This window comes from Paenibacillus konkukensis (assembly GCF_023523925.1).
Classification (GTDB): Bacteria; Bacillota; Bacilli; order Paenibacillales; family NBRC-103111; genus Paenibacillus_S; species Paenibacillus_S doosanensis.
Map to the genome: position 1 here is coordinate 502,510 of NZ_CP027059.1, position 21,791 is coordinate 524,300.

General features: G+C 53.9%; 18 protein-coding genes and 1 pseudogene. 2 read left to right on the forward strand and 17 right to left on the reverse strand.

What is annotated here, in order from left to right:
* Positions 1-14 precede the first annotated feature (14 nt).
* The 3 genes from SK3146_RS02110 to SK3146_RS02120 are packed head-to-tail and all read right to left on the reverse strand — an operon-like array spanning position 15 to position 2,982.
* Positions 15-1,523 carry a tripartite tricarboxylate transporter permease gene (locus tag SK3146_RS02110; protein ID WP_249863505.1) on the reverse strand — a complete coding sequence of 503 codons (1,509 nt, stop codon included), beginning with the start codon at positions 1,521-1,523 and terminating at the stop codon, positions 15-17.
* A 10-nt stretch (positions 1,524-1,533) separates the two neighbouring features.
* Positions 1,534-1,983, reverse strand: coding sequence for a tripartite tricarboxylate transporter TctB family protein (locus SK3146_RS02115; protein ID WP_249863506.1), 450 nt, complete (start codon positions 1,981-1,983; stop codon positions 1,534-1,536).
* Between the two features lie 30 nt (positions 1,984-2,013).
* Positions 2,014-2,982, reverse strand: a complete 969-nt coding sequence (locus SK3146_RS02120; protein WP_249863507.1) for a tripartite tricarboxylate transporter substrate binding protein — start codon at positions 2,980-2,982, stop codon at positions 2,014-2,016.
* A 282-nt stretch (positions 2,983-3,264) separates the two neighbouring features.
* Here SK3146_RS02120 and SK3146_RS02125 point away from each other — a divergent pair, with 282 nt between their 5' ends.
* Positions 3,265-4,029: an IclR family transcriptional regulator gene (locus tag SK3146_RS02125; RefSeq protein WP_249863508.1), complete on the forward strand. Its 765-nt coding sequence runs from the start codon at positions 3,265-3,267 to the stop codon at positions 4,027-4,029.
* A 127-nt stretch (positions 4,030-4,156) separates the two neighbouring features.
* Here SK3146_RS02125 and SK3146_RS02130 read toward each other — a convergent pair whose 3' ends face one another.
* The 11 genes and pseudogenes from SK3146_RS02130 to SK3146_RS02180 all read right to left on the reverse strand — a co-directional run bounded on the left by SK3146_RS02130 (position 4,157) and on the right by SK3146_RS02180 (position 17,298).
* Positions 4,157-6,322: a hypothetical protein gene (locus tag SK3146_RS02130; protein ID WP_249863509.1), complete on the reverse strand. Its 2,166-nt coding sequence runs from the start codon at positions 6,320-6,322 to the stop codon at positions 4,157-4,159.
* A gap of 28 nt (positions 6,323-6,350) precedes the next feature.
* On the reverse strand, positions 6,351-7,706 hold the full coding sequence (locus SK3146_RS02135; RefSeq protein ID WP_249863510.1) for an ABC transporter substrate-binding protein: 1,356 nt from the start codon (positions 7,704-7,706) through the stop codon (positions 6,351-6,353).
* A gap of 36 nt (positions 7,707-7,742) precedes the next feature.
* Entirely contained in the window at positions 7,743-8,918 is a 1,176-nt protein-coding gene (locus SK3146_RS02140) for an efflux RND transporter periplasmic adaptor subunit (protein WP_249863511.1), read from the reverse strand.
* Positions 8,919-8,952: 34 nt separating this feature from the next.
* Positions 8,953-9,819, reverse strand: a complete 867-nt coding sequence (locus SK3146_RS02145; protein WP_249863512.1) for a carbohydrate ABC transporter permease — start codon at positions 9,817-9,819, stop codon at positions 8,953-8,955.
* Positions 9,820-9,838: 19 nt separating this feature from the next.
* Positions 9,839-10,711: a carbohydrate ABC transporter permease gene (locus SK3146_RS02150; RefSeq protein ID WP_249863513.1), complete on the reverse strand. Its 873-nt coding sequence runs from the start codon at positions 10,709-10,711 to the stop codon at positions 9,839-9,841.
* A 150-nt stretch (positions 10,712-10,861) separates the two neighbouring features.
* Positions 10,862-12,316, reverse strand: coding sequence for a sensor histidine kinase (locus SK3146_RS02155; protein WP_249863514.1), 1,455 nt, complete (start codon positions 12,314-12,316; stop codon positions 10,862-10,864).
* The gene (locus tag SK3146_RS02160; RefSeq protein ID WP_249863515.1) at positions 12,303-12,971 is read right to left on the reverse strand and encodes a response regulator transcription factor; all 669 of its coding nucleotides are present in this window, start codon (positions 12,969-12,971) and stop codon (positions 12,303-12,305) included. Before SK3146_RS02160 ends, SK3146_RS02155 begins: the two co-directional genes overlap by 14 nt.
* A gap of 91 nt (positions 12,972-13,062) precedes the next feature.
* Entirely contained in the window at positions 13,063-14,169 is a 1,107-nt protein-coding gene (locus SK3146_RS02165; RefSeq protein WP_249863516.1) for a Ger(x)C family spore germination protein, read from the reverse strand.
* On the reverse strand, positions 14,166-15,227 hold the full coding sequence (locus SK3146_RS02170) for a GerAB/ArcD/ProY family transporter (protein WP_249863517.1): 1,062 nt from the start codon (positions 15,225-15,227) through the stop codon (positions 14,166-14,168). Before SK3146_RS02170 ends, SK3146_RS02165 begins: the two co-directional genes overlap by 4 nt.
* A complete protein-coding gene (locus SK3146_RS02175) occupies positions 15,224-16,570 on the reverse strand; it encodes a spore germination protein (RefSeq protein ID WP_249863518.1) in 1,347 nt (448 codons plus the stop codon). Before SK3146_RS02175 ends, SK3146_RS02170 begins: the two co-directional genes overlap by 4 nt.
* A gap of 141 nt (positions 16,571-16,711) precedes the next feature.
* Positions 16,712-17,298, reverse strand: a pseudogene (locus SK3146_RS02180) (NAD(P)H-dependent oxidoreductase).
* 159 nt (positions 17,299-17,457) lie between these two features.
* Here SK3146_RS02180 and SK3146_RS02185 point away from each other — a divergent pair.
* Positions 17,458-17,601, forward strand: a complete 144-nt coding sequence (locus SK3146_RS02185; protein WP_249863519.1) for a hypothetical protein — start codon at positions 17,458-17,460, stop codon at positions 17,599-17,601.
* 133 nt (positions 17,602-17,734) lie between these two features.
* On the opposite strand, the gene SK3146_RS02190 is transcribed toward SK3146_RS02185, so the two are convergent.
* The 3 genes from SK3146_RS02190 to SK3146_RS02200 form a co-directional block, all read right to left on the reverse strand.
* Positions 17,735-19,069 carry an MFS transporter gene (locus tag SK3146_RS02190; protein ID WP_249863520.1) on the reverse strand — a complete coding sequence of 445 codons (1,335 nt, stop codon included), beginning with the start codon at positions 19,067-19,069 and terminating at the stop codon, positions 17,735-17,737.
* A 122-nt stretch (positions 19,070-19,191) separates the two neighbouring features.
* Positions 19,192-20,841 (reverse strand): response regulator transcription factor, encoded by a 1,650-nt coding sequence (locus SK3146_RS02195; protein WP_249863521.1) that lies wholly within the window; start codon positions 20,839-20,841, stop codon positions 19,192-19,194.
* On the reverse strand, positions 20,828-21,784 hold the full coding sequence (locus SK3146_RS02200) for a sensor histidine kinase (protein WP_249863522.1): 957 nt from the start codon (positions 21,782-21,784) through the stop codon (positions 20,828-20,830). The genes SK3146_RS02195 and SK3146_RS02200 overlap by 14 nt, the downstream gene beginning before the upstream one ends.
* Positions 21,785-21,791: the final 7 nt, after the last annotated feature.

Below are 21,791 nucleotides of genomic sequence, written 5' to 3' on the forward strand. Positions count from 1 at the left end.
ATGTTGCGTTGCAATCACATCTCCACATCTCCGGCAAACATGTCGCGTTTTTTCTTAATCGTCGTATAAATGCTGAAGACGAACATGAGAATGGCGATAACGAGCAGCGTTCCCGAAATAGGCCGCTGAAAGAACCCCCAGAAATCTCCCTTAAAATAAATCAGCGATTGCAGCAATGAATTTTCCAGCAGCTTGCCCAAAACAAATGTCAGCACAATCGGAGCCATCGGAATGTCGAGCTTCTTCATCGCGTAGCCGACCACGCCGAATACGACCATAACCGCCACGTCCCAAAGGCTGTTGTTGACCGTATATGCCCCTATGACAGAAATGATCATGATGAGCGGGAACAATATTTTCGGAGGAATCATTGCGATTTTCGCCCAGACGCCGGCCATAGGAAGGTTCATGATCAGCAGCATGCCGTTGCCGATGAACATACTGGCAATGACGGCCCATACGAATATGGGATTGCTCTCGAACAATGTCGGCCCCGGCGTCAGGCCGTGCATAATGAACGCACCCAAAATAATCGCGATCGTCGGAGAACTCGGAATGCCTAGCGTAAACAAGGGAATGAGCGCCGAGCCGCAGTAGGCGTTGTTCGCCGTCTCGGGGCCCGCCACGCCCTCGATCGCGCCTTTGCCGAACCGCGACGGGTCCTTGGCCACCTTTTTCTCCAATGAATAGGACAGGATGGCCGGGATGACGGAATTGGAACCCGGGATCAGCCCGGTAATCATTCCGAGCCCTGTGCCTCTCGCGATAGCCATCAGCGTAGGGCGCCATTCCTCGCGTTTGGGCAGCAGTCCTTTGACTTTAGGCAGCTTCTCGCCATTCATGCTTTGTTCCATGCCGATCAGAACTTCGGAAATCCCGAACAGCCCCATAGCGATCGTTACAAAATCGAGCCCGCTCATCAAATGCGCTTCCCCGAACGTAAACCTCATCGCCCCGGAGACGGGGTCCATCCCGATGAGCGACAGCGCCAGCCCTAAAATAGCGGATACGAGCCCGCGAACGACCGATTTGCCCATCAACCCGATAACCATAACGAGCCCGAACACCATCAGCGCAAAAAACTCCTGAGGACCGAACTGCAAAGCCAGCTTGGCCAGCGGCGGGCCGATCACCGCCAAAGCAACGATCGAAACGGTACCGCCGATGAAAGAGCCGATCCCGGCTACGCCCAGCGCCGTTCCGGCGCGCCCCTGCCTGGCCATCGGGTGACCGTCCAAACAGGTGATGACCGAAGCCGCTTCTCCCGGCGTGTTAATCAGCACGGATGTAATCGTTCCGCCGTACATGGAGCCGTAGTAAATGCCCGACAGCATAATGATGGCGGATACGGGCTCCATCGAGAACGTAATGGGCAGCAATAACGCCGTGCCCGTCGTCGGCCCTAACCCGGGAAGAACGCCTACCAGCATCCCGATGGTGACTCCGATAAGGCAGTACAGAAGGTTCCACCAGGAAAACGCCGCCGCAAATCCTTCCGCTACTTGCATAAAACTATCCAACATTCATCCCTCCTTACCATCCGAAATCGTTTACAGGCAGCGGCACATCGAGCAAAGTCTGGAAAATGACAAATACGGCGACGGAAATTCCGCCCGAAATACAAAGCGCCCAGTGCCATCTGAATTCTCTTGCCAGAACGATGAACAGCAGCGCCGTTGCCGCAATGACGAATCCGGTAAACGATACGATCAGCATGAATACGATCAGCGCGCCGATGGCGCAGCCTATGTTCCCGAGCGCCCGGCCCCTGGGCAAAAGAGCATGCAGCCGGATCGCTTCCTTCTTCAAGGACTCTCCGATATACAGCAGCGAAACCAGCATCAGAGAACCGCTTAACCATAATGGCAAAAATCCGGGACCAGGCCCCAGGGCAGTGCTGTATTCTAGCGTCAGCGATTGCCAGAACAAAATTCCGCCGAAGCCGAGCAGAAGGAGCCCGGCCCAAACGCCGGCATTGTTCATTGGAACACATCCTTTCATATAAAATAATAGTTACGGTTTCTGCTGTTTTTTGGCCGCTTCAACGATCGGCACTAACGCTTTCGTATCATTATCAATATAGGCTTTGAAGTCGGCTGCATTTTTATAATCGATTTCGGCAAACGATTGGTTCATAAAATCGATGAATTTGGGATCTTTCACCGCTTTGGCTACCGCCGTCTCCAATTTTTTCACGATCTCATCGGGCGTTTTCTTCGGAACGGCCAACCCGCGATACGTCATGGCGATCACGTCGACTCCCTTCTCTTTCATGGTCGGAACGTCCTTTAATCCTTCGAGCCGCTGGTCGGACATGATGGCGAGCGGGCGTAAATTACCGCTGTCGATATGCGTTTTTACTTCACCCGGGCCGTATAGGCCGAAGTCCGCCCGTCCGCCCAAAATTTCCACAATGGCCGGGGCCGCTCCCTGGAACGGTACCGTTACGAAATCCGCTTTGGCTGCCTGCGCGAAAGGAATGGCATAGTAATTGGGAACCGCCGAAGCGGCAAAGTTCAGCTTACCGGGATTCGCCTTTAACGCAGCCATCAGATCTTCAAAGGTCCGGTATTTCGATTTGGCGGACACGACCAGCACAATGTGATCCGTATTGACGTTGCCGATGTAAGTAAAGTCATCCGTCTTGAAAGGAGCGAGCCCCATCATAGGAAGCGAGGCTACTTCCCGCGTGACCATAGTCAGCGTGTACCCGTCGGGCTGCGCATGGAGCCCCTCGTTCATTCCTACAGAACCGGAACCGCCGGTTTTATTGGCTACTACTACCTCTTGTCCAAGGCTCGCCTTCATCGCTTCAGCCAACGCGCGGCCGATCGTGTCCGTACCTCCGCCGGCGGCGAACGGAACGATCAGCTCAATAGGCTTGGAAGGGAAATTGGCGGCTCCGCTTTTGTTCGAGCATGCGGACAACACCGGGAAGACGAGCAGAACGGAAATCAGAAGCCAAGACATTATTTTCTTCATATGAAATAACCTCCTACGATAATTAAGAAAAGCTGCTATTCGGAGTCTCCTCGAAGATGGATTGACAGCGTTTCCAATCTTGCGGAGCCTGAAGCTGTCGAGCGACTTGTTAAGTAATCGTCAGCAATGAACCGTCTTATCGTTTTTTCATAAAAGAGCGAACCCCTCTCTTTAATTTCACATATGTGAAATTATATTTTATATATATGTATATTAAGATGATATTATTATGGCTTCATGCTATAATGATGTCAATATAATTTTTCGGGAAGGACTGTCCTTATGAGCAAAAGCGATTTCTCGCCGGTGAAGTCGGCCGACCGCGTATTCGATATTTTGGAGGAGCTTATCCATCATCCGCACGGCATTACGACCCACGAGCTGGGCAAGCGCCTCGGCATCGCGGCCAGCAGCATTCACGCGCTGATTCAAACGATGGTGCGCCGCAAATACGCCAAAATCAACGAAGAACGCAAAATTACCCTCGGAACCAAGTTTTACGAGTTTGCGGCGCGATATTCCAACGATCCTCTTCTTCTGCATGCTAAGCCGGTTATGAAATCGCTGGCCCGGCAAGTGAACGAAAATATTCATCTTGCCGTGCTCGACGGCTTGGATATCGTCTATATTGCCTGCGAGCAAACGACTCATCCCGTGCGCTACCATTTCGAAATCGGACAAACCCAGAAAGCGTATGTAACCGGCGTAGGAAAAATGCTGCTCTCCCAGTATTCCGATAAAGCGATTCGGGATATGTTCGCAAGCTATCATTTCGAGAAATTGACGGAACATACGATCGATTCCGTCGAGATGCTCGCGGAACGCCTGGAGCTCATCCGCCGGAACGGCTACAGTCTCGACGACAGCGAGTCCTATGTCGGCGCCAAGTGCTATGCGGCTCCAATTTATGATGCCAACGGCGCAATGATTGCGAGCATCAGCATCAGCATCCCCTTCCTTCGCGCCGATTCGGCCCACGACGATGCCTATGTGGCTCTCATAAAGGAAGCGGGCCGGCAAATTTCCGCGCTGTTCGGCGACCGGTAACGACAAACGCTGCCGGCGTCCTTCGCACGGCTGCCCCGCTCGCATTCACCTCTGCGCTGCACAAAAACATCCTTTATCTGCAAATAGCCTAAGCTTCCGCATTTCGAAGCTTAGGCCGTGCTGCGGATCATTCCGATACGGCGAACCAATCCGCATTCTGCTTGCCGAGCAGCTTGCGATGTCCTTGAAATTCATCGTAGACGCTCAGGCTGTATTGTTTTAAAAACTCCGTTTTGTAGATCAGATCCTCATCGCTTACCTCAATCGTAAACTGCTGTTTCTTGCCCGGCCTTAGCGCATTGTCGTTCCCCGACTCGGACGCCTTGCCGTCATCCTCCGCTTCCCAATCCTTCAGATCGTACGACCTCTCAAACGATTGATTCCCCGAATGATCCTCGAAGACAAGGACCAGTCGATGTCCCGCCATGTCCGTCTCGATGTGCCCGGTCCTCGTAATTTCGTAATCGAACTTCAAATACAGCTTGCCGGTATGGATCGAGGTGTTGATCCGGCTCAAAGAAATCATGTAAGGAAACAGCTCGATTTGTTTCAACGAAGGTTGTACATCGCTCTTCTCGGACGGCAGCTCGAAGGCAACCGGGCTCGCGTATGCGTCCGGTTTGCTCTCTCCCTCGCTATCGCTATCGGCGGCCATGGCGACAGCGTCTCCGACGATGATCTGCATATCGTCCGCGCTGCGACCTTCAGGCAGCTCGGCCCACACATGGAACAACGCTTTTCCGTCCGGTCCGATCGGTTGGCGCACTTCTGATACTTGCGCCGGAAATACCGCGCCGTCTTTGGCAAGGAAGCGCGCGGCCAGCGGAGCCATGTCGGCAGCCCGCTTCTCCAGGTTGCTTACTTCCAGCTCTGCGGATATGAGCAGGCCCGAAGGTCCGGAATAAGTATTGACGGCCGCTATCGAATATCGGGCCCTCCGCCCCTCGGCTTCACGCGTATAAGAGGAGCCTGCCGCTGCGAGCGGAACGGACTGGAGGCCGATTGGAACCGCGATCTCCAGCGTATCGGCCGATGGAGTATCGCTAGCTTTCTCCTGCAGCACTAGCTTGGCCTGTGAATAACGGTACGTATAAGGAATTTTGCCGATCGCCTGAAATTCGATGGCCGAGTTTGCGCCAATGCCGATCGCTTGACTGCCGTTAACCAGCTTGGCGTCTACTTTGACCGAATCGTCAAACAGGAAGTACGCGGTCATATCGGGAACCGGCAGCGTATCCCCTCCTTGATTCGTTAGCTTGACGGCGGCGTTTACAATATCCTGGCCGTCCCAAGGAACGCGGGAAACACCGGCCAGCTGCACGATGTAAGAGCCGGCCTCATTATGAAACGCAAATGATTCCCCAAGCTCTCCGGACGGTGGCGCGGCTGCCGGCAGCTTCAAATCGCCGATAGGCATGATGATGCCCGGTTCGGGAATGGCCAGGCCGATCAGCAGCTCTCCGTCATCCGCATTAACAGAAGCGGGAATACTGCCCGTAAGCTCCAGCTCCTTCGCCTCTTGCGGAGCGATGCTCAAGCCTTGCGCCTGTTTGGCTTGCAGCGGATACATAAGACCGTCGCGCGTCCGGAATTTGTATTCGTATGCGGGTACCTTCAGGTTCCCATTTCCGGCGTTCTCCAGACGAAGTACTATGGCGGGCGAGCTGTTCTTCGCATTCCTGGCCATATGCAGCTTCTTAACCGACAGCTTCATAGGAATTCCGTCGACTTGGACGGTTTCCTCCCCGCCCTCCGGGATAACGGTCGGATAGGACCCGGGAACCGATAGCCGGGCGAGCACACGTTCGAACCCGGGCTCACTGAAATCCCATTGGATGAATTCGAACGTGAGATCATGCAGATCAACCGCCTGCTCCGGCACGGCGTAGAAGTGGATATCCTGCTGCGATTTGGCGGCAATCCGGTTTTTGTTCCTATCCTGCGGCAGCGTATGCACCTGGATCTCGCCGCCGTCTTTGGTTCTTAAGCGCACCCAGTAATCCATGAACAGCAGGTCGGAGGTTCCTCCGTTATCGACATGAACGGTGAAGCTGATCGCAGGATTCGTTGCATCCGGCTGCATCATGACATCGATCAATTCCACAGAAGCGGAATCGTTTAACTGGACGTTTCCGATAGACGGAGCCGTTCCCGAGGAGAGCGGGGCCGCCGCTGCGGCTCCCGGATTATCCCCTTCCGCATAAGCCGGGATAGCGGCTGCGAAACTAAGGACAGCGGTCAATAGAAGGGCGCAGCTTCTTATTCGCGTGCGCGAGTTGCTTTGTCGTTTCATACATACCTCCGCGTTGGTTCTTGTTGTATTATTCGTTTAAGTAGGTCGTCACCCGGTTCTGGATTAACTTGGCCGTCTCCTCCGCCGATTTTTGCCCGGCAAAGTAAGACTTGGACTCTTCCCCGACAATCGAATTGACCTTCGCGTCCGATTGGGTGAAGCTGTTGGCTTCAGCGATCATTTCGCGGACCGACTGCAATTCTTCATCCGTCAAAGGTTTGGGAACCGCTCCATTGAGCAGCTTGATCGCGCCCTGCTTCAGCTTCTCCTGCAGCTCGCCCAGCTGCTTCTCGGCTACGGCGCGATGAAGCGGAAAACCGTTCAAATCCGGCGATGACTGCATGTCTTCGGATAGCAGAAACTTCAGGAAATCCCAGGCTTCCGGCTTGACGCCCGATTTGGCGTTAATCCCAAACATCATTCTGGATAGGAAAGTAATGCCTTGATCCGTTCCCGGCTTCCGGTATACTTTACCGTCGTCATACACGGACTTGGGATACAGCACGAAATTTTCCAGCGAATTGACCGACCACGGACTGAAGAACTGGTTTCCCCAGCTCGTCGCTTCATCCGACAACAGCCCGTCGTCATACATCTGCTTGATCTGCTTCATCAGATCCATGAACTCTTTCGAATCAAAGCGGGCTTCCCCTTTGGCCGGATCGACATACTTGCCGTAATGATCTCCAAGCACATTGACGAGCAGCGATTCAGGCGGGTTATTCGTCATAACATATTTATCCGGGGTTCCGTCCCCATCGGAATCTCGGGTCAATTGCTTGGCTATCTCCGCAAACTTGTCCCAGGTCCACTGCCGGTCATCGATCGGGACCCCTGCGGCTCGAATCGCAGCGGCGTCGCCAAGCAGCGTATTTAAGGAAAAGCTGAGCGGCATGGCGTACAAGCCGCCGTCCTGCTTCGTTGAATTCAGAATGTTGCCGTAATATTGATTGATGTCGAACGCCTTGTCGTTTGCCATCATCTCGTTCAAATCGGCGAGCAGCTTCTTCCCCGCATATTTGGATACGGGCAAATTTTGCAGCGAAATCAGATCGGCTCCTTTGCCGGACAGCACTTCCGTGTTAACCGAGTTGACATACTTCTCGAACGAAGCCGAGTCCATTCCAAGCTTCATCGATGTATTCCCGCCATCGGGCGCAGCTTGATATTCCTTGATTTGAATGTCGATGTCCGGATGAGACCGCTCATATTGTTGCTCCGCGAGCTTCAGAAATTTGTCGGCTTGCAGCACGGAGACGGTCACGATCTTTTTGCCGTCCGCCGCGACAGCCGCCCCCCCTTTGTTTGACTCGCTTCCTCCGGTGCATGCCGTAACGGTTACGGCCAACATGCCGCTGATGACGGCAAGACTGATTCGTTTCATTGATCATTGCTCCCTTCGTATCGATCCTTGACGGTTTTATTGCAGCCGAACGCGATTGCCCTCCTGCAGCGGCTCGCTGCTTTCAATAACGATTTTATCCTCCGGCGAAAGACCTTTGGCGACGGCCGTTTCCTTGTCGTTCGCATCGCCTTTGGTCAGATAGGACTTTTCCACGGTAAATTCGTTTCCAAGAGGCCCCTTGTTCTCGCGAATGGTATATACATAGCTGCCGTCTCCATCCTCTTTGATCGCGCCATTCGGGATCAGCAGGCTCTCTTTGGCAGCCAGCTTAACGATGACGCAGCTTGCGCTTTCTCCTCCCTGAATGCCTTCGCCTTGTACTGAAATGACGATCCGCTTCTGCGGGCCTGCGGCTTGAGTATCCGCTTCTTTCTTGTCCCGCGCAGATAATGCGGCGCCCTTTGACGTTCCGCTTGATTCAACCTTTTCGATCTCCGTAATTAGCCCTTCCACCTGCCGGTTCGCGCTTCCCTCCGAATCGATCCGGACCGGCACTTTATCTCCCGTCTTCAAGAGATTGGCCGAACTTGCCGGAAGCTCGATCTCCAGTTTGTATCCCTTATCCGTCCGGGAAATCCGGATGAGCGGCTGCCCCGGCGACGGAGGAAGCGTCTCGTCTTCGAGCAGTTTGGTCACCGTCCCGTCGAACGGCGCTTTCAGTTCTCTCTGCTCGTTCGACTTCTCCTGCATACTTGCGATTTTTCTTTCCTGGATGCCGATATCGATAGTCTGACTCTCCAAGCTGCGGTTTGCCGCCCGTGCAGCGAGTTCATCTCCGTTCTGCCGTGCGGCAATATAATCGTCCTGCGTTTTTTCAAGCGCCAATTGCTGCTGCCTAAGCCTCGCCTGTTCGTCCTGAAGCTGCCGCTCCGCTTCTTTATTATCGAAGGCGATAAGCACTTGGCCTTTTTGGACGAAGTCCCCCTCCTTGACAAGCGTCTTGCTCACCTTCAGACCGGCCGCGTTCGTCAGCTCTGCCGCTTCTTGCGGTTCGATCGTTCCGCTGCCTTCCATCGTGTGTTGAAGCTTCGCCTTTCGGGGCTGTTCTGTATTTACTTTCGGCAATTTCATCGCGAGCAGGGTATTGCTGAATAAAGTAAGCAGCAGCAGCAAGGTTAGAAAACAACCGAATATGGCGGCTATCGTCTTCTTTCGTTTAGCGGCCGTCTGTTCATTCATTGCTATCTGCACGTTTCGTTCCTCCTAACGGTTCTTTCGGCGCAAGCTACCCTTTGACCCCGGACAATTGAACCCCTTCTATGAAATGGGGCTCTGCATATAAAAACAGCAGCACCATCGGCGTCATATAAAGGACGGAAGCCGCAAACGCCACGCCCAGCGCTTCCCCGTTAATCCGGGATAAATAAACGGATAACGGCTGTTTAAACGCGTCCTGTAAAAAAATGAGCGGCTGTTCGACCATATTCCAATTGTCCGCGAACAATAAAACGACCAGCGCCGCAAGCGCGGGCTTGACGAGCGGCATCACGATGGTAAAAAATATTCGCAGTTGACCCGCTCCGTCGATCTTCGCCGCTTCCATATACGTATAAGGAATATGCAGCATAAATTGTCTGAGCAAAAACACGCCGAACGCCGCAAAAATTCCCGGCAGTATAATCGCGGCCTGGCTGTTCATAAGCCCCAAGCGATCGGCAATAATATAATTGGGCACGAGCGTAACCTGAAACGGCATCAGCATCGTCATAAGATAGACAAGAAACAGCTTGTCCCGCCCCCGGAATTTCAGCTTCGCAAAAGCATACGCGGCCAGCGAAGCGACTGCGACCTGCCCGGCAATGATCGGAACGACCAGCAGCACGGAGTTCCAGAACATGAGCAGAAACTGCGGCGTGTCAACCAGCACCTTGGCATATTGCTCCCAGGACACCCAATCGGGAAGCAATTTCAAGTTGACGAACAGGCCGGAATCGGAACCGATCTGACCGATCGCGCCGTAGTTCGTGGAAATTTCCTGCTCGGTCATCAGCGAATTCGTCACCGTCAGTATAATCGGAGCGAGCAGCAGCAGAGCTATACCGGCAAGGAAGAACGTCGCAAGCGCCTTCCTGGCCGTGTCGGTTTGGATCATGACGACACCTTCCTTATCCTTATTCCATAAAGCTGCGAAACCGCTTCTCTACGGCAAACAGCGCAATGACCAGCGCCAGTATGCAGACGGCCATCAGCGTTGCGGCGGCGGTCAGCTTCTGAATATCGAGCGACATAAACATATTGTTCATATAATGCTGCAGCATATAAATGCTGTCGTGCGGATAGTCGCCGGCGATCAAGTACGTTTCCCGGAACACTTTGAACGAATTGACGATCGACATCAGCACGACGAAGAAGGTCGTCGGGAGTAAGTAGACGAGCGTGATGCCGGTAAATTTGCGCACCGCTCCGGCCCCTTCGACATCGGCGGTTTCGTAGTAATCGCGCGGAATGTTTTGCAGTCCGGCCAAAAACAAGACGATGTTGTAGCCGATGTTTTTCCAAACATAGACGAAAATGACGACGACTCTGGCCCAATCGGTCTTCATCCAATCGACCCGGCTCCAGCCGAAAGCGTGCAGCATCGCGTTGAGGGTTCCGTTCCAGTCGAACAAGATTTGCCAGATCAAAATGATCGAGGCGACCGGAACGACCAGCGGCATGACGAAGGCCGTACGGAGCCAATTGCGCAAATAAGCGCTCCGGTTCAGCAGCATGGCGATGAAGAGCGAAGCCGCGATCATAAGCGGAACGCTGATGACGGTAAACCGGAACGTATTGCCCGCAGCTTTGCGAAACGATGAACTGGCCAGCAGCTCCTGATAATTGGCGAATCCGGCAAAGCTGCCGTCTACGGAAGAGCTCTGAAACGAATAAGCTGCTCCCATACCGAACGGGATCAAATAAAACAGTGAAAATCCGATCAGGCTCGGCAGCAGGAACAGCCATGCGGAAGCCGAGTCCCTGCGCATCCATCGCCGAAATCTCATGGCTCTCACCCCCGTTCTTGTAATCTAAGCGCCGCAGTTTCCCGCCGCTCTTTCATCATAAAGGCCGTATGTGGAGTTTCTGTGGAGCTGGCTTGTGGATTTTGCGGAGAGCGGCCGTTTCCGTCAAACGCAAAAAAAGAGAAGACCCTCTCACAGGTCTTCTCTCGGAAACCGGATCGTAAATAAAATGCCGCCGTCCGCATTCGTTACGGCATAGGACGCCCGGTGCGCCTCCAGTATTTGCTTCACAATATACAGGCCGAGCCCGCTTCCTCCGGTGCCGCGGTTTCTCGATCTCTCGATCCGGTGAAACGGCTGGAAAATTTCCTCCAGCTGATCCTCCGCAATAGCGGTCCCTGCATTCCATACCTGCAGCATGACGTGCCGCGGGTCGCTCTCCGTCCGAATCTTCACTTGTTCGCCGGCGGGAGAATATTGAATCGCGTTCCGAATTACATTCGTGACCGCCTTCTGCAGCAAATTGCGGTCCGCCCGAATCTTCGGCGAACCGGCCGTCTCCGAGACGATTGTAATCCGCTTGTCGGCGGCCATATAGTCGAGCCGGCGCAAGCTGTCCCGGACGACATCGGACAGATCGACCGTCTCCCATTCGGGCCGAAAGTCGGAACTTTCCATTCTCGAGCTGTCCAGCAGCTCCTGCACCAGCTTCTGCATATCCATCATCACTTCATGCGAGCGGTGCAAATACTTATCCCTGTCCTGAAAAGCCCCGATACGGTGAATCATGCCTTCCAGCTGCCCCGTCACCGTCGTAATCGGCGTCTTCAGTTCATGGGAAATCGTCGCGATCCATTCTTTTCTCTTCTCTTCGAGCTGCCGCACCTTATGAATTTCGGTATTCAGCTGGGCATTGGCCTGCCGCAGCCCCTCCATCGCATCCTGCAAATTCTGGGACAGCCGGTTCAAGCTCCGGGACAGCTCGCCGATCTCATCCTCGGAATGAATCTGCAGAGCGCCCGTAAAATCCAGATTCGCCATGCTCTTCGCCGCCCTGTTCATATTCAGCAGCGGCCTTGTGAGCCATCTCGAATAAACGGCCGCTCCCGCAATCGAGACAAGCAGCACCAGCAGCAAGACATCAGGCGCGAAAAGAAGGATCGCCCGGGAAGCTTCGTCAATAGGCTGCAGCGTGGCGTTTACCATCAACGTGTACCTGGCGTCTTGGAAGGAGATTGGTTTACTTACGGCGTACATATTCTCTATAGGGGTATCCAATTGAATTTTTCTTAAAGGCATATTTTGCATGCCTTGTGCATCTTCCGATGCCGCCTCATCATGCCGGACGAATACGGACGGCACATAAACGAGGCGTCCGTTCTCATCCTGGACTCCCATCCAGACGTTATGCTCCTGCGTAAACAAGTCCAGCTGCCGCTGCGCTTCGTGAAAAGTCTCATGCTCCGATAGCCGGATCAGCTCGTCCAGCGCTTCATTCAACGTTTTGATTTTGTATTGATGATAATACCCGGGCAGCAGGAAATAAAATAAAATGAAGATGACGACGGTGCTGCCGATCAGCAAGCCGCTGGTGAACAAAGACGTTTTGAACGTGATCCCTTTGCTTTTCCGTCTAAGTCTGTTCATCGAACTTGTACCCTATCCCTTTAACGGTTTGAATATAAGGAACGCCGAGCTTCTTTCGCAAATTTTTGACATGGGTATCGACGATCCGCGCATCCCCGTAATAGTCATACCCCCACGCATGATCCAGCAAAGCTTCTCGGGAGACGGCGCGCCCCCGGTTGTCCAGCAAATAAACGAGAATCGCGAATTCCTTGACCGTCAGCTCGATTTTATTGCCGCCGACCGTGGCGATAAAGCCTTCCCTGTCTACAGCGACTTCTTTAAACACGATCACGCCCGAGGCCGAATCCGCCTTCGCTCTTCGGAGCACCGCCTCGACCCGTTTGATCAAAATGTTGAAGGAAAACGGCTTTGTGATGTAATCGTCGATTCCGAGCTCGAAGCCTTTGATCTGGGCGGCCTCGTCGTCGAGCGCCGTCAGCATGACAATCGGCAGGGACGAGGATTGGCCGCGGATCATTTTGCAGACGTTGTACCCGTCCAAATTCGGCATCATCACATCGAGCAGCACGAGATCGTAGCTGTTGTCCTTAAGCATCCTGATCCCGTTAACGCCGTCGTCCGCCGCATCCACCTCATAGTTTTGCGCGCTTAAAAATTCGCGGAGCAGCTCCTGAATATCCGCATCGTCTTCAATTACCAAAATTTTGACCATACCAAACAGCCACCTTATAAAAATCCATGATTAGTTATTCATGAACCATTATACATACTAACTAAAAACATGGCGAATTACTGCGGACATGTCAACGATTTTGTTCATCCGGCCGCTGCGGAGCGTTTTTCATTTTCCCGGGCGTTTTTAAATAAATGCTGTTCAAAATTTTCACATCGGCGGTAATTTCGTGCTTCAACTGCGGGAACCACACCAGCTTCCAGTCCTTCAGCTGCTCCTCCGTCATGCGGCTCCGGAAATATTTGCCGACGCCGAGCGAATCCGCCTTCTCTTCCTGCAATTTGCCAATTAATTTTCTCCCGCGCATTTCTACCAGATCTTTAAGCTTTTGGGAAATATCCGCCTCGGCTTCATGCTGCTTATTCTCGGAGATGACTACGTTCAGACGAATATGGCTGTTCATTTGCGGGCCTGAAGCGGCCCATGCGATTTGGTTGCGGATCGTCGCTTTTTTGATAAGGACGCTGGCTTGATCCGAAACCTCGATCGTGCCTCCCGTATATTTTTCTTGGAATATATTGTAGATCATCGTTTCATCGGAAGAAATTTCGCCGACAATCTTATCCTTGCGCAAAATGGCGGAGCCTTCGAACTTGTAGAGGGTGTCCGTTCCTTTGCTCAATATGGGAATCGCCATATCCTGCGTGTACGATTTCATGTCGCGGTAGGCTTCCCACAAGCGAAAAATCGTATTATTCGGCGTCCATCCGGCCTGCTCGCTGAAAAAATCATAGGACGAAAGCTCCGGATTCGCCTGCACATGATGATACATCAGCTGCTCGAAGTTGCCTCGGACGATGCCGAGCAGCCCTTTGATCGAAATATCGTTAGCCTGCACGGCGTAATCGATAATATCGTTGATATTGCTCTTGGCCGTTTTTTCACAAATCAAAAACAGCCGGATATGCAGCAGATCGATGCTTTTCTCCGCTTTGGAACGAATATGGTCTATCGCTTTATTGATCGTGGCCGAGCTGCTCTCCAAATATTGCGACCCTTTCTTCTCGGGGCTCGGGATTTGCAGAATGATCCGGTACGTTTGATCCGGGTTTTTGCATATCCCCATCACGACGGGCATCAGTCTTTTATTGATATCCTTCGTGTCCCAACAGCCGGTAAGCACTCCCGCCATACCGAACCATAGCAGCGCCGCGCAAAGCAATGAACGGGGGATCAAGCCGGATTCCTCCTATCGTGCAAACTCATGAGCCATACGGTAACCGGGACAACGCAGATGCTGTAGACGCAAAAGACCGAGTTCATCGTCACCAGCTGCTCCAGCGAGTCCATATTCGGAATGAAAGCGCTGAATCCGTAAGAAAGCAGTCCCAAGGCAATGACGATCCAGCCTCTGCCTACCGGCAGCAGCAGCCTTTGAATCAGCGTCGTGATCACCCACAACGAGACTGCGGATTCTACCATCGACACGCCGATCATCGAGATGACAAAAAAAGTCGGCAGCCAATCGAAGACGACCCACTCGTTATCGACCGTGTCCAGCGTCAGCACATTGGGATAGCGGAAAGACAGAATCGCTTCCGGCCCGAAAATAAGCATCGGCAAATAAACCGAAGCCAATCCGAAAATAAACAATACCGCTAACAAGTAAGAAAGCTGAAGCGGAGCCGGCTTGCTCTTCTTCGGCATCAAGCCGAGAAACAGGAACCCCGCATGAGGAAATAAGCTCGCATAGAATGCGGGTCTCTTCAAGTAACTCAGCTGCGCGTCGAACAGCGGGAAGATGTTATGGATATCCATATTCTTTACGCCGCTAACGAGTGAGAACAAGATCAGCGGCGCCACGCAGATGAACAAAGCGACGCCCCCTCTTGCTATAGCTTCAATGCCCTTCCAGGCGATGTAGCAGGGGATCGAATACAGCAGCAAAATAAACAGCGTCGGCGTCTTGGGCAGCAGCAGCACGTTAACCGACTCATACTCATAGCGGTGGATTAGGTTGAGGTCCAGAAACAGGAAGATGGCGAGCGGGACGAGCAGCACGGCCGACAGCCATTTGCCCGACTTCTGTCGGTACACGCCGATCACATCTTTGTCCGGAAATCGGGACAGCCCCTTCAAATACATCCACATGAACGCCAGCTCCGCAAGAAATCCCGTGAGGATCGGCTCCCAATGCCCTTTGGACGCCGTCTCGATGATTTTTACCGGATAGACGTAGTAGAACAAGGAAATGTGGACGATAAAAAACAGCGTCAGCAGCAGCCGTTTGCTCATTCGGATTTACCTCTTTTTACCGACAGACTTAAATAGGGTACTTCAAATGTCGTCATCGTTCCCATGTAAAAACAGAGCAGCACAATGGACGTCATCAGCCCCAATATCCCGTATAAAGCGCTGAACACGATGACGACGTATTTGTAAATGCGAATGGACACGGTGTTCATATAGGTGCCGAGAGTAAAATGGGCGATGGTCGAAGCGGCTACGACAATAATCAGAAAGTAGCTGACGAGCCGCGCCTGCACGACCGCTTGTCCGAGAATAATGCCGCCGATCATGGTGATGGTCGGACCGATGCTTTTCGGCAGCCGTATGCTTGCTTCAATGACCATTTCGATAACCAGCAGCATCAGGATCAATTCGATCAGCACGGGGTAAGGAACCCCTTCTCTGGAATTGGTGATCGATACGGCCAGCTGAATGCGCAGCAGCTCGGGGTTGACGGAGTTGAGCACGACGTACAGACCGGGCATAGAGACGGCAACGATCAGGCTGACGATGCGAATCATCCGGTACAAATACGTGAATAACCGCGGCTGGTTCTTATCGGTCTTCACGTTCCAGAAATCCGACACGATGGAAGGAAACGAGAGCGAGAACGGAAATTGATCCATCATAATGACGATGCGGCCTTCCATTAAATGATGCATGGCCGTCGAAGGCAGCTCTGAGGACACATAGGTCGGAAACGGGCAAAACCGCGGCTGCTTCAACACGCCGAGCAATCCTTGAATATCGTATACATCTGCGGATTGGCCCTCATCCAAGCATTGGCGGGCAAGCTCAACCGCCTTCGGGTCGGCCTGCCCCTCGACATAGATTAGCGCCGCATCGCGGCGAACGTCTGAACCGAGGCGGTACGTGCGGATCACCAGATCCTCGGTGTTCACCTTTTTGCGGATCAGGCTCAGGTTGGTCGTCAAATCTTCGTTGAAGGAATCAAGGGAGCTCTGTATCGGGTTCTCGGTCTGAGCTTCCGTAATGCTGCGGCTGTTCTCGATGGGAACCGGACTTACGATCAGGCAGCCGGTACCGTCTTCCGGAAGCAATACCAGCAGGCCGTCGCGGATCGATTGAACCGCTTCCTCTGGCGAACCGCAGACTCGGGTCAGATAGGACGAAGCAAGGTCTTGCATCGGGTCCGCGCCGCCATCCGGCTGCCGGGGCATCTGAGCATGGATGAGGTTCATCGTGTCGTCGTAATCGACCAGCGTCTCTAAATAACAAACCTCTGCTTTCGCTCCGCAGATGAACGCTTCCGTATAGACAAAATCGGAGGTGTTACCGAACGCGCTGCGAATCGATTGCTTCAGCCGCAAGCTGCTTGTGTTGTTCATAGTTGATCTCGCCTTTTGGTATGTTCTTAATTCGTCTGTATACATTATCCTCCATTTCGGTTGTAAATAACCGGAAAGCAGCTAATAATCCGCCCCTTCCCTTCGACTACGGCTCTAGCTCGCGGCGGCGCTTCCATCCTGCTAACGGCCTACCGTTTGAAAATAACGGTAAATTTTGTCCAGCTTCTCCTTCTGCCTCCCGCTCTTGCTCTCCATACCTCCGAATTCAAAAAAAGTGACGTTCCGTATGCCCACATAATGAAATAGAGCCTTTTTCATCAGCGCTTTATGAGCGTTGTTCAGCCAGAACAGCGGATAATGCGCCGGGCCTTTCATTAAGGAGATGCAGACGACGGATTTCCCCTTCAGCAATCCCTCGGGCAGCAGCCCTCCCTTCTCGCGGTAGGCAAAGCCGGATGCAAACATTTTGTCGATGTATCCCATTAGCATCGCCGGCGGGCGCCCCCACCAGATCGGGTAGACGAATACGATTTTATCGGCCCATACGATTTGTTCCCGGTACTTGGCAAGATCGGGATCGGCGTGCATATCCCTCCTTCGCTTTTGCTCATGAAACACTAGGACCGGATCGAATTTCTCTTCGACAAATCGAGCGTCCGAACCTCATCAATACGGGGATTGTCAGCGCTGCCTTCAAGAACCTTTTGGAAAAAAGCATAGCTTAAGCTTTGATGATTCGGATGCGTATAAATGACCAGTGTGTTCATAAAACCACCTCTTTAGTTATCTTTTGATAACTAAATCGTAGCACGCCCAATACAAGCCGCGAGCTGCGGAAATTATGCGAAAAGCGCCTATGCGAGAAAATCGCCGACGGCGAGGACCGGCGCAAGCAGCTCGTTCGTCTTGCCGAACCGGGCGAGGCTATGATGAGCGAAGCGTTCCGGCGTATTGAAGCCCGCTTTCTGCAGCGGCTGGAGCATGCTTCTGAAGAAGATTGGCAGGAAATCGACCGTGCGCTGGACGTGCTGTCTTCCAAAGTGTTCCGTACGGATATTCCCTTCGGTTGAGCCGCCTGTTCGTAAGGGTCCAAGGACCAGGCGAGCCGCGACTGCGCTTCATTCAAGGCAGCGCAAAAAACCGGCCGGGCGGCGAAGCTATCGCCATCCAGCCGTTTTTCGTTTGTCATGCCTTCATATCGACTTAATTGTGTACCGTTCTGCCGCTCACACGGGTGTCGGAACGTTCCTCCGTTTTTTCCCCGTACCGTTCTCGCTCGATCTGCGCCAGCGTCTTGCCCTGCGTATTCGGAGCGAAGACGATGCCGATCACGGCCGATACGACAAGGAACGCGATCATGATCATGCCTGCCGCAGCAAATCCGAGTTTCGTAATCAGCGTCGGCATAATCAGGCTCCAAACCGCGACCGCGAGCCGGGCAAAGAAAAACATAATGCCCTGCGCTCTTGCCCGGTAACGCGTCGGAAACAGCTCGCCGGCCCACAATCCGTAGAACGCTTGAGCGCCGAAGCCTGCCGCTACGCCCCACAAGAGGACGAAGACCAGCAACACAGGTATGCTCATGTTCATGAAAGTAAGCAGCAGCCAGGCGGCTATGCCCATTACGGCGGAAACCGCAAACAGCATACGGCGGTTTTTCTTATCGCCGAGCCTCATGAAGATGAAATAGCTGGCCAGCACGGTAAAGATCCACAGCACCGATTGCAGCAGGTTCGCATGATTCGCGGAGATGCCGCCGACCGTTTCGTAAATGTACGGCATGAAGAAGCCCATCGCGCCTGCGGTCAAGTTCCAGAACATATAAATGCCGAGCAGCACGAGCAGCGACTTGCGGTTCGCTTTATGCTTGAAAAATTCGGACAGCGACTGACGGGTTGCCCTGTTCTGCGTCGAACGCTCCTGCTCGCTTGCCTTCTCTTCCTTCCAAACTTTCGATTCCGACAAGCCCTGCCGGATGTACCAGGTAATAAACGCAATCACGAACAGATGAGCAAAAATAATCCGGCTGCCGAGAAGCCCCAGCGGCGCAAGTGCGACGGAGAGCAGCAGCGCGATGACAGGACCCATGGACCAGGCTAGCTGAGCCATTCCCGTATGCTTGGCGCGCTGCTCCGCCGGCGCTTCTTCGGCGATGTAGGTCCAGGAAGCGGGAACGCCCGCGCCTACGGCCAGTCCGACAACAATATAGCCGATGAGCAGCATCGGGAAATTCACCGAACACATGATGAGCAGCATCCCGATCATATAGATGATCAAATCGTACGTATAGATGAATTTGCGGCCGTATTTGTCGCACAAGTGGCCGCCGATCAGCGCGCCGATGGCCGCGCCGAGCGCGTTTGCGCTTACAGCGCCGAGCAGCCCGACGGAAAAATCGTTCAAGTGCAAATATTCCGTCCATAAGGACAGCCCGCCTGCGCCGGCGACAATGGAACCGGCTTCAATGTAGTTCGACATGGCCACCGACGCCGTGGCCTTCATTCCGGTCGTTTTTTTGCTTCCTACTCGGAAACTCATAGTGATCCTCCTTTGCGATGATGACTTTTTCCTTAAGCTTTCGTTGATATCTCTACTATAGGAAAAAGCGCCGCCGCGGCATAGATCACAAAGTTCAGGATAGGTACACGTTATTCAGAACATCACTTTCTTTCGGCAAGAAGCGCCTCTCTGTATTTGGAGGGAGACTGCCCGCTCCACTGCTTGAACAGCCTGCTGAAATATTTGGGATTCTGGTACCCTACGCTCACGCTAATGTCCTGCAGCTTCGCCCCCGGATCGCGCAGAAGCGCGGCGGCCTGTTCCATCCGCCTGCGCGTCACGTAATCGAGAATCGTCTCTCCGGTTTGCAGCTTGAAATATTGGCAAAAATAATTCGGATTCATAAACACATGATCGGCAATCCGCCTGATGGTAATATCCCCTCCGAGATGCTCTTCGATCCATGCTTTGGCCTGCTCAACCGGATGCGAGCTGTCGCGCTCGCGCACCGATTCGATCTGTCCGGCCGACGCCACGACGAGCCGCTCCAGCTCCCGTCTCATGTCCTGCATCGTAACGACGCGCTTCACGGCATTCAGAGCTTCTTCGACCGGGAAGCAGGGCATACCGCAGCTCTCCAGGCCGACGGAGTGAATCAGAACGACGGCGCTCTGCACAGCGCGCTGAATCGCGTCCGGAAGCTGCATCCGCTCTATCGCGCCGAAGAGCGCCTTGCACAGCTCCTGCGCCTCTTCCTTCCTGCCTTGGCCGATCGCTTGCTTTAACTTGTGCTCGAGCCCGGCGATTTCATTATCGCGCTTATTCTCATGCGCTCCCCGCTCGCCCGCCGTCTGCGGCGTAAAGCGCTGATTCCCTCCGTGAAGCAGCCGGTAATGAATGAGCGATTGCGCCTCCTGCTTCGCTCCGGGGAGCAAATACAAATCTTCCAGCCAATCGCCGTGGGCGATCGAAACCGTGAAAGGCGTATACGTTTGGATCGCTTTGCGGATCGACTCCGAGACGGCTTCCGCCGCCGAATCGAGCGCGTCGGGACCGGCCGCCGCCGGACGGTACAGCAGCGACCAGAACTCGGCGCCGCTGCCGCGCCACGACCAGCCTTCGCAGACTTCGGAATCGCACCAATCCTTCCCCGATACGATCTCGTCGATCATATTCCCCAGCGCATAATAATAAGCCTGCCAGTCCTTTTCCGTATACGATCTCGTCTTCACCGGCATCGCGTCCAGGCTGATATAGAGCAGCAAATACAAACCGCGAGGAAACTCGTCGACCCAGAAGCCGAGATGAGATAAATCGCTGCCGATTTGCGCCGAAGTAATGTAGCTTAGCACCTGCTTTTGCCGGGTCTGCTTCAGCTTGCCCGCCTGTCTGGACAACTCCTTCCACTGCAGACGGCTCATCCTCTCCCGTTCCACCTTCTCCTTCACCTCGTCCAAGCGGGCGCGGAACAGCTCGCGGTCGATCGGCTTCAGCAGATAGTCTACGGCGCCTTCCCTAAGCGCGGTCTGCACGTATTCAAAGTCGTCGTAGCCGGTCAGAAGCAGCGCGCTGATCGCATAGCGGCTCCTCGCCTCCTTGATCAGGGTGAGCCCGTCCATCTCCGGCATTTTAATATCCGTGATGAGCAGGTCCACCTCGCCCGGATGGCCGGACATATATTCCAAAGCCTCGATGCCGTCGGCCAGCGCGGCCGCGATCTCCCATTCCGGACCGCAGGAGCGAACCAGCCGTTCGACTCCCCGGCGGATTCGCGGCTCATCGTCGACGATCAATACTCTAATGATGCTCATCGTTATCCTTCTCCCCACTGCTGCGATGTTCAAGTTGTTGCGGTTCGTTCAGCACCGGAATCCGAAACATGACGAACGTGCCTTCTCCCGGCGCGCTGCGTATGTGCAGCCCGTACTGCGGGCCCAGCAATAGCCGGATACGGGCCTGCACGTTCGTCAGCCCGAATCCGGAATCCGCCTTTTTGAGCGCATCGCCGCCGAGCTGCCGTTCCAGCTCCGCAAGCTGGTCCGCGGCAATGCCCGGCCCGTTGTCGGATACCTCGAAGGCCAGCTCCTCTCCGCTATCGGCGGCGGCAATCATCCGAATCCGAATATGCACCTCGAGCCGTCCGCGCGCTTCAAGTCCGTGCTTGATCGCATTTTCGACAATCGGCTGCAAAATGAATTTGGGCGTATACAGCCGGTTTTTTTGCTGTTCTTCCAAGCCGTCCTCCAGCGTGTAATGAAGCCGATCTTCGAAGCGGAATTGCTGAATGGTCAAGTAGTCGCGAACGTGACGAAGCTCTTCGGCCACCGTAACGAACTTCGACTGGTTTCCGACCGAGAACCGCAGCATCCGGCCGAGCATCGTAACCATATCTACCGCCGAATCGTGCAGCCCTTCCTCGACCGCCATGCCGATGGACTCCAGCGTATTGTATATAAAATGCGGATTAATCTGCGACTGCAGCGCGTACAGCTCGGCTTCCTTCTGGTTCGTTTCGATTTTGACGTTGCGGTCGATCAGCTCGTCGATCGTGCCGACCATGGAATTGAAGCTGCGCGCCAGCATCCCGACCTCGGCGCCGCCCAGCGCCTGCTCGTCCGCCTGGCGGAACCGTCCCAGCTCGGCTTCGCGCATGAAGCCGCTGAGCCGCTTTAACGGGCGGGTCACATTCATGGCGAACACAATCGAGAGTACGCTCGTCACGGCTGCAAAGCCGATGAATAAGGAAATCGTCACGTTCCTG

Excerpts from the sequence above, each read along its gene's own strand:
- SK3146_RS02160 (WP_249863515.1), bottom strand. The coding sequence starts at position 12,971 with ATGGTCAAAATTTTGGTAATTGAAGACGATGCGGATATTCAGGAGCTG.
- SK3146_RS02150 (WP_249863513.1), bottom strand. The coding sequence starts at position 10,711 with ATGAGATTTCGGCGATGGATGCGCAGGGACTCGGCTTCCGCATGGCTG.
- SK3146_RS02170 (WP_249863517.1), bottom strand. The coding sequence starts at position 15,227 with ATGAGCAAACGGCTGCTGCTGACGCTGTTTTTTATCGTCCACATTTCC.
- SK3146_RS02185 (WP_249863519.1), top strand. The coding sequence starts at position 17,458 with ATGATGAGCGAAGCGTTCCGGCGTATTGAAGCCCGCTTTCTGCAGCGG.
- SK3146_RS02145 (WP_249863512.1), bottom strand. The coding sequence starts at position 9,819 with ATGATCCAAACCGACACGGCCAGGAAGGCGCTTGCGACGTTCTTCCTT.
- SK3146_RS02120 (WP_249863507.1), bottom strand. The coding sequence starts at position 2,982 with ATGAAGAAAATAATGTCTTGGCTTCTGATTTCCGTTCTGCTCGTCTTC.
- SK3146_RS02130 (WP_249863509.1), bottom strand. The coding sequence starts at position 6,322 with ATGAAACGACAAAGCAACTCGCGCACGCGAATAAGAAGCTGCGCCCTT.
- SK3146_RS02110 (WP_249863505.1), bottom strand. The coding sequence starts at position 1,523 with ATGTTGGATAGTTTTATGCAAGTAGCGGAAGGATTTGCGGCGGCGTTT.
- SK3146_RS02155 (WP_249863514.1), bottom strand. The coding sequence starts at position 12,316 with ATGAACAGACTTAGACGGAAAAGCAAAGGGATCACGTTCAAAACGTCT.
- SK3146_RS02195 (WP_249863521.1), bottom strand. The coding sequence starts at position 20,841 with ATGAGCATCATTAGAGTATTGATCGTCGACGATGAGCCGCGAATCCGC.
- SK3146_RS02115 (WP_249863506.1), bottom strand. The coding sequence starts at position 1,983 with ATGAACAATGCCGGCGTTTGGGCCGGGCTCCTTCTGCTCGGCTTCGGC.
- SK3146_RS02125 (WP_249863508.1), top strand. The coding sequence starts at position 3,265 with ATGAGCAAAAGCGATTTCTCGCCGGTGAAGTCGGCCGACCGCGTATTC.
- SK3146_RS02175 (WP_249863518.1), bottom strand. The coding sequence starts at position 16,570 with ATGAACAACACAAGCAGCTTGCGGCTGAAGCAATCGATTCGCAGCGCG.
- SK3146_RS02135 (WP_249863510.1), bottom strand. The coding sequence starts at position 7,706 with ATGAAACGAATCAGTCTTGCCGTCATCAGCGGCATGTTGGCCGTAACC.
- SK3146_RS02190 (WP_249863520.1), bottom strand. The coding sequence starts at position 19,069 with ATGAGTTTCCGAGTAGGAAGCAAAAAAACGACCGGAATGAAGGCCACG.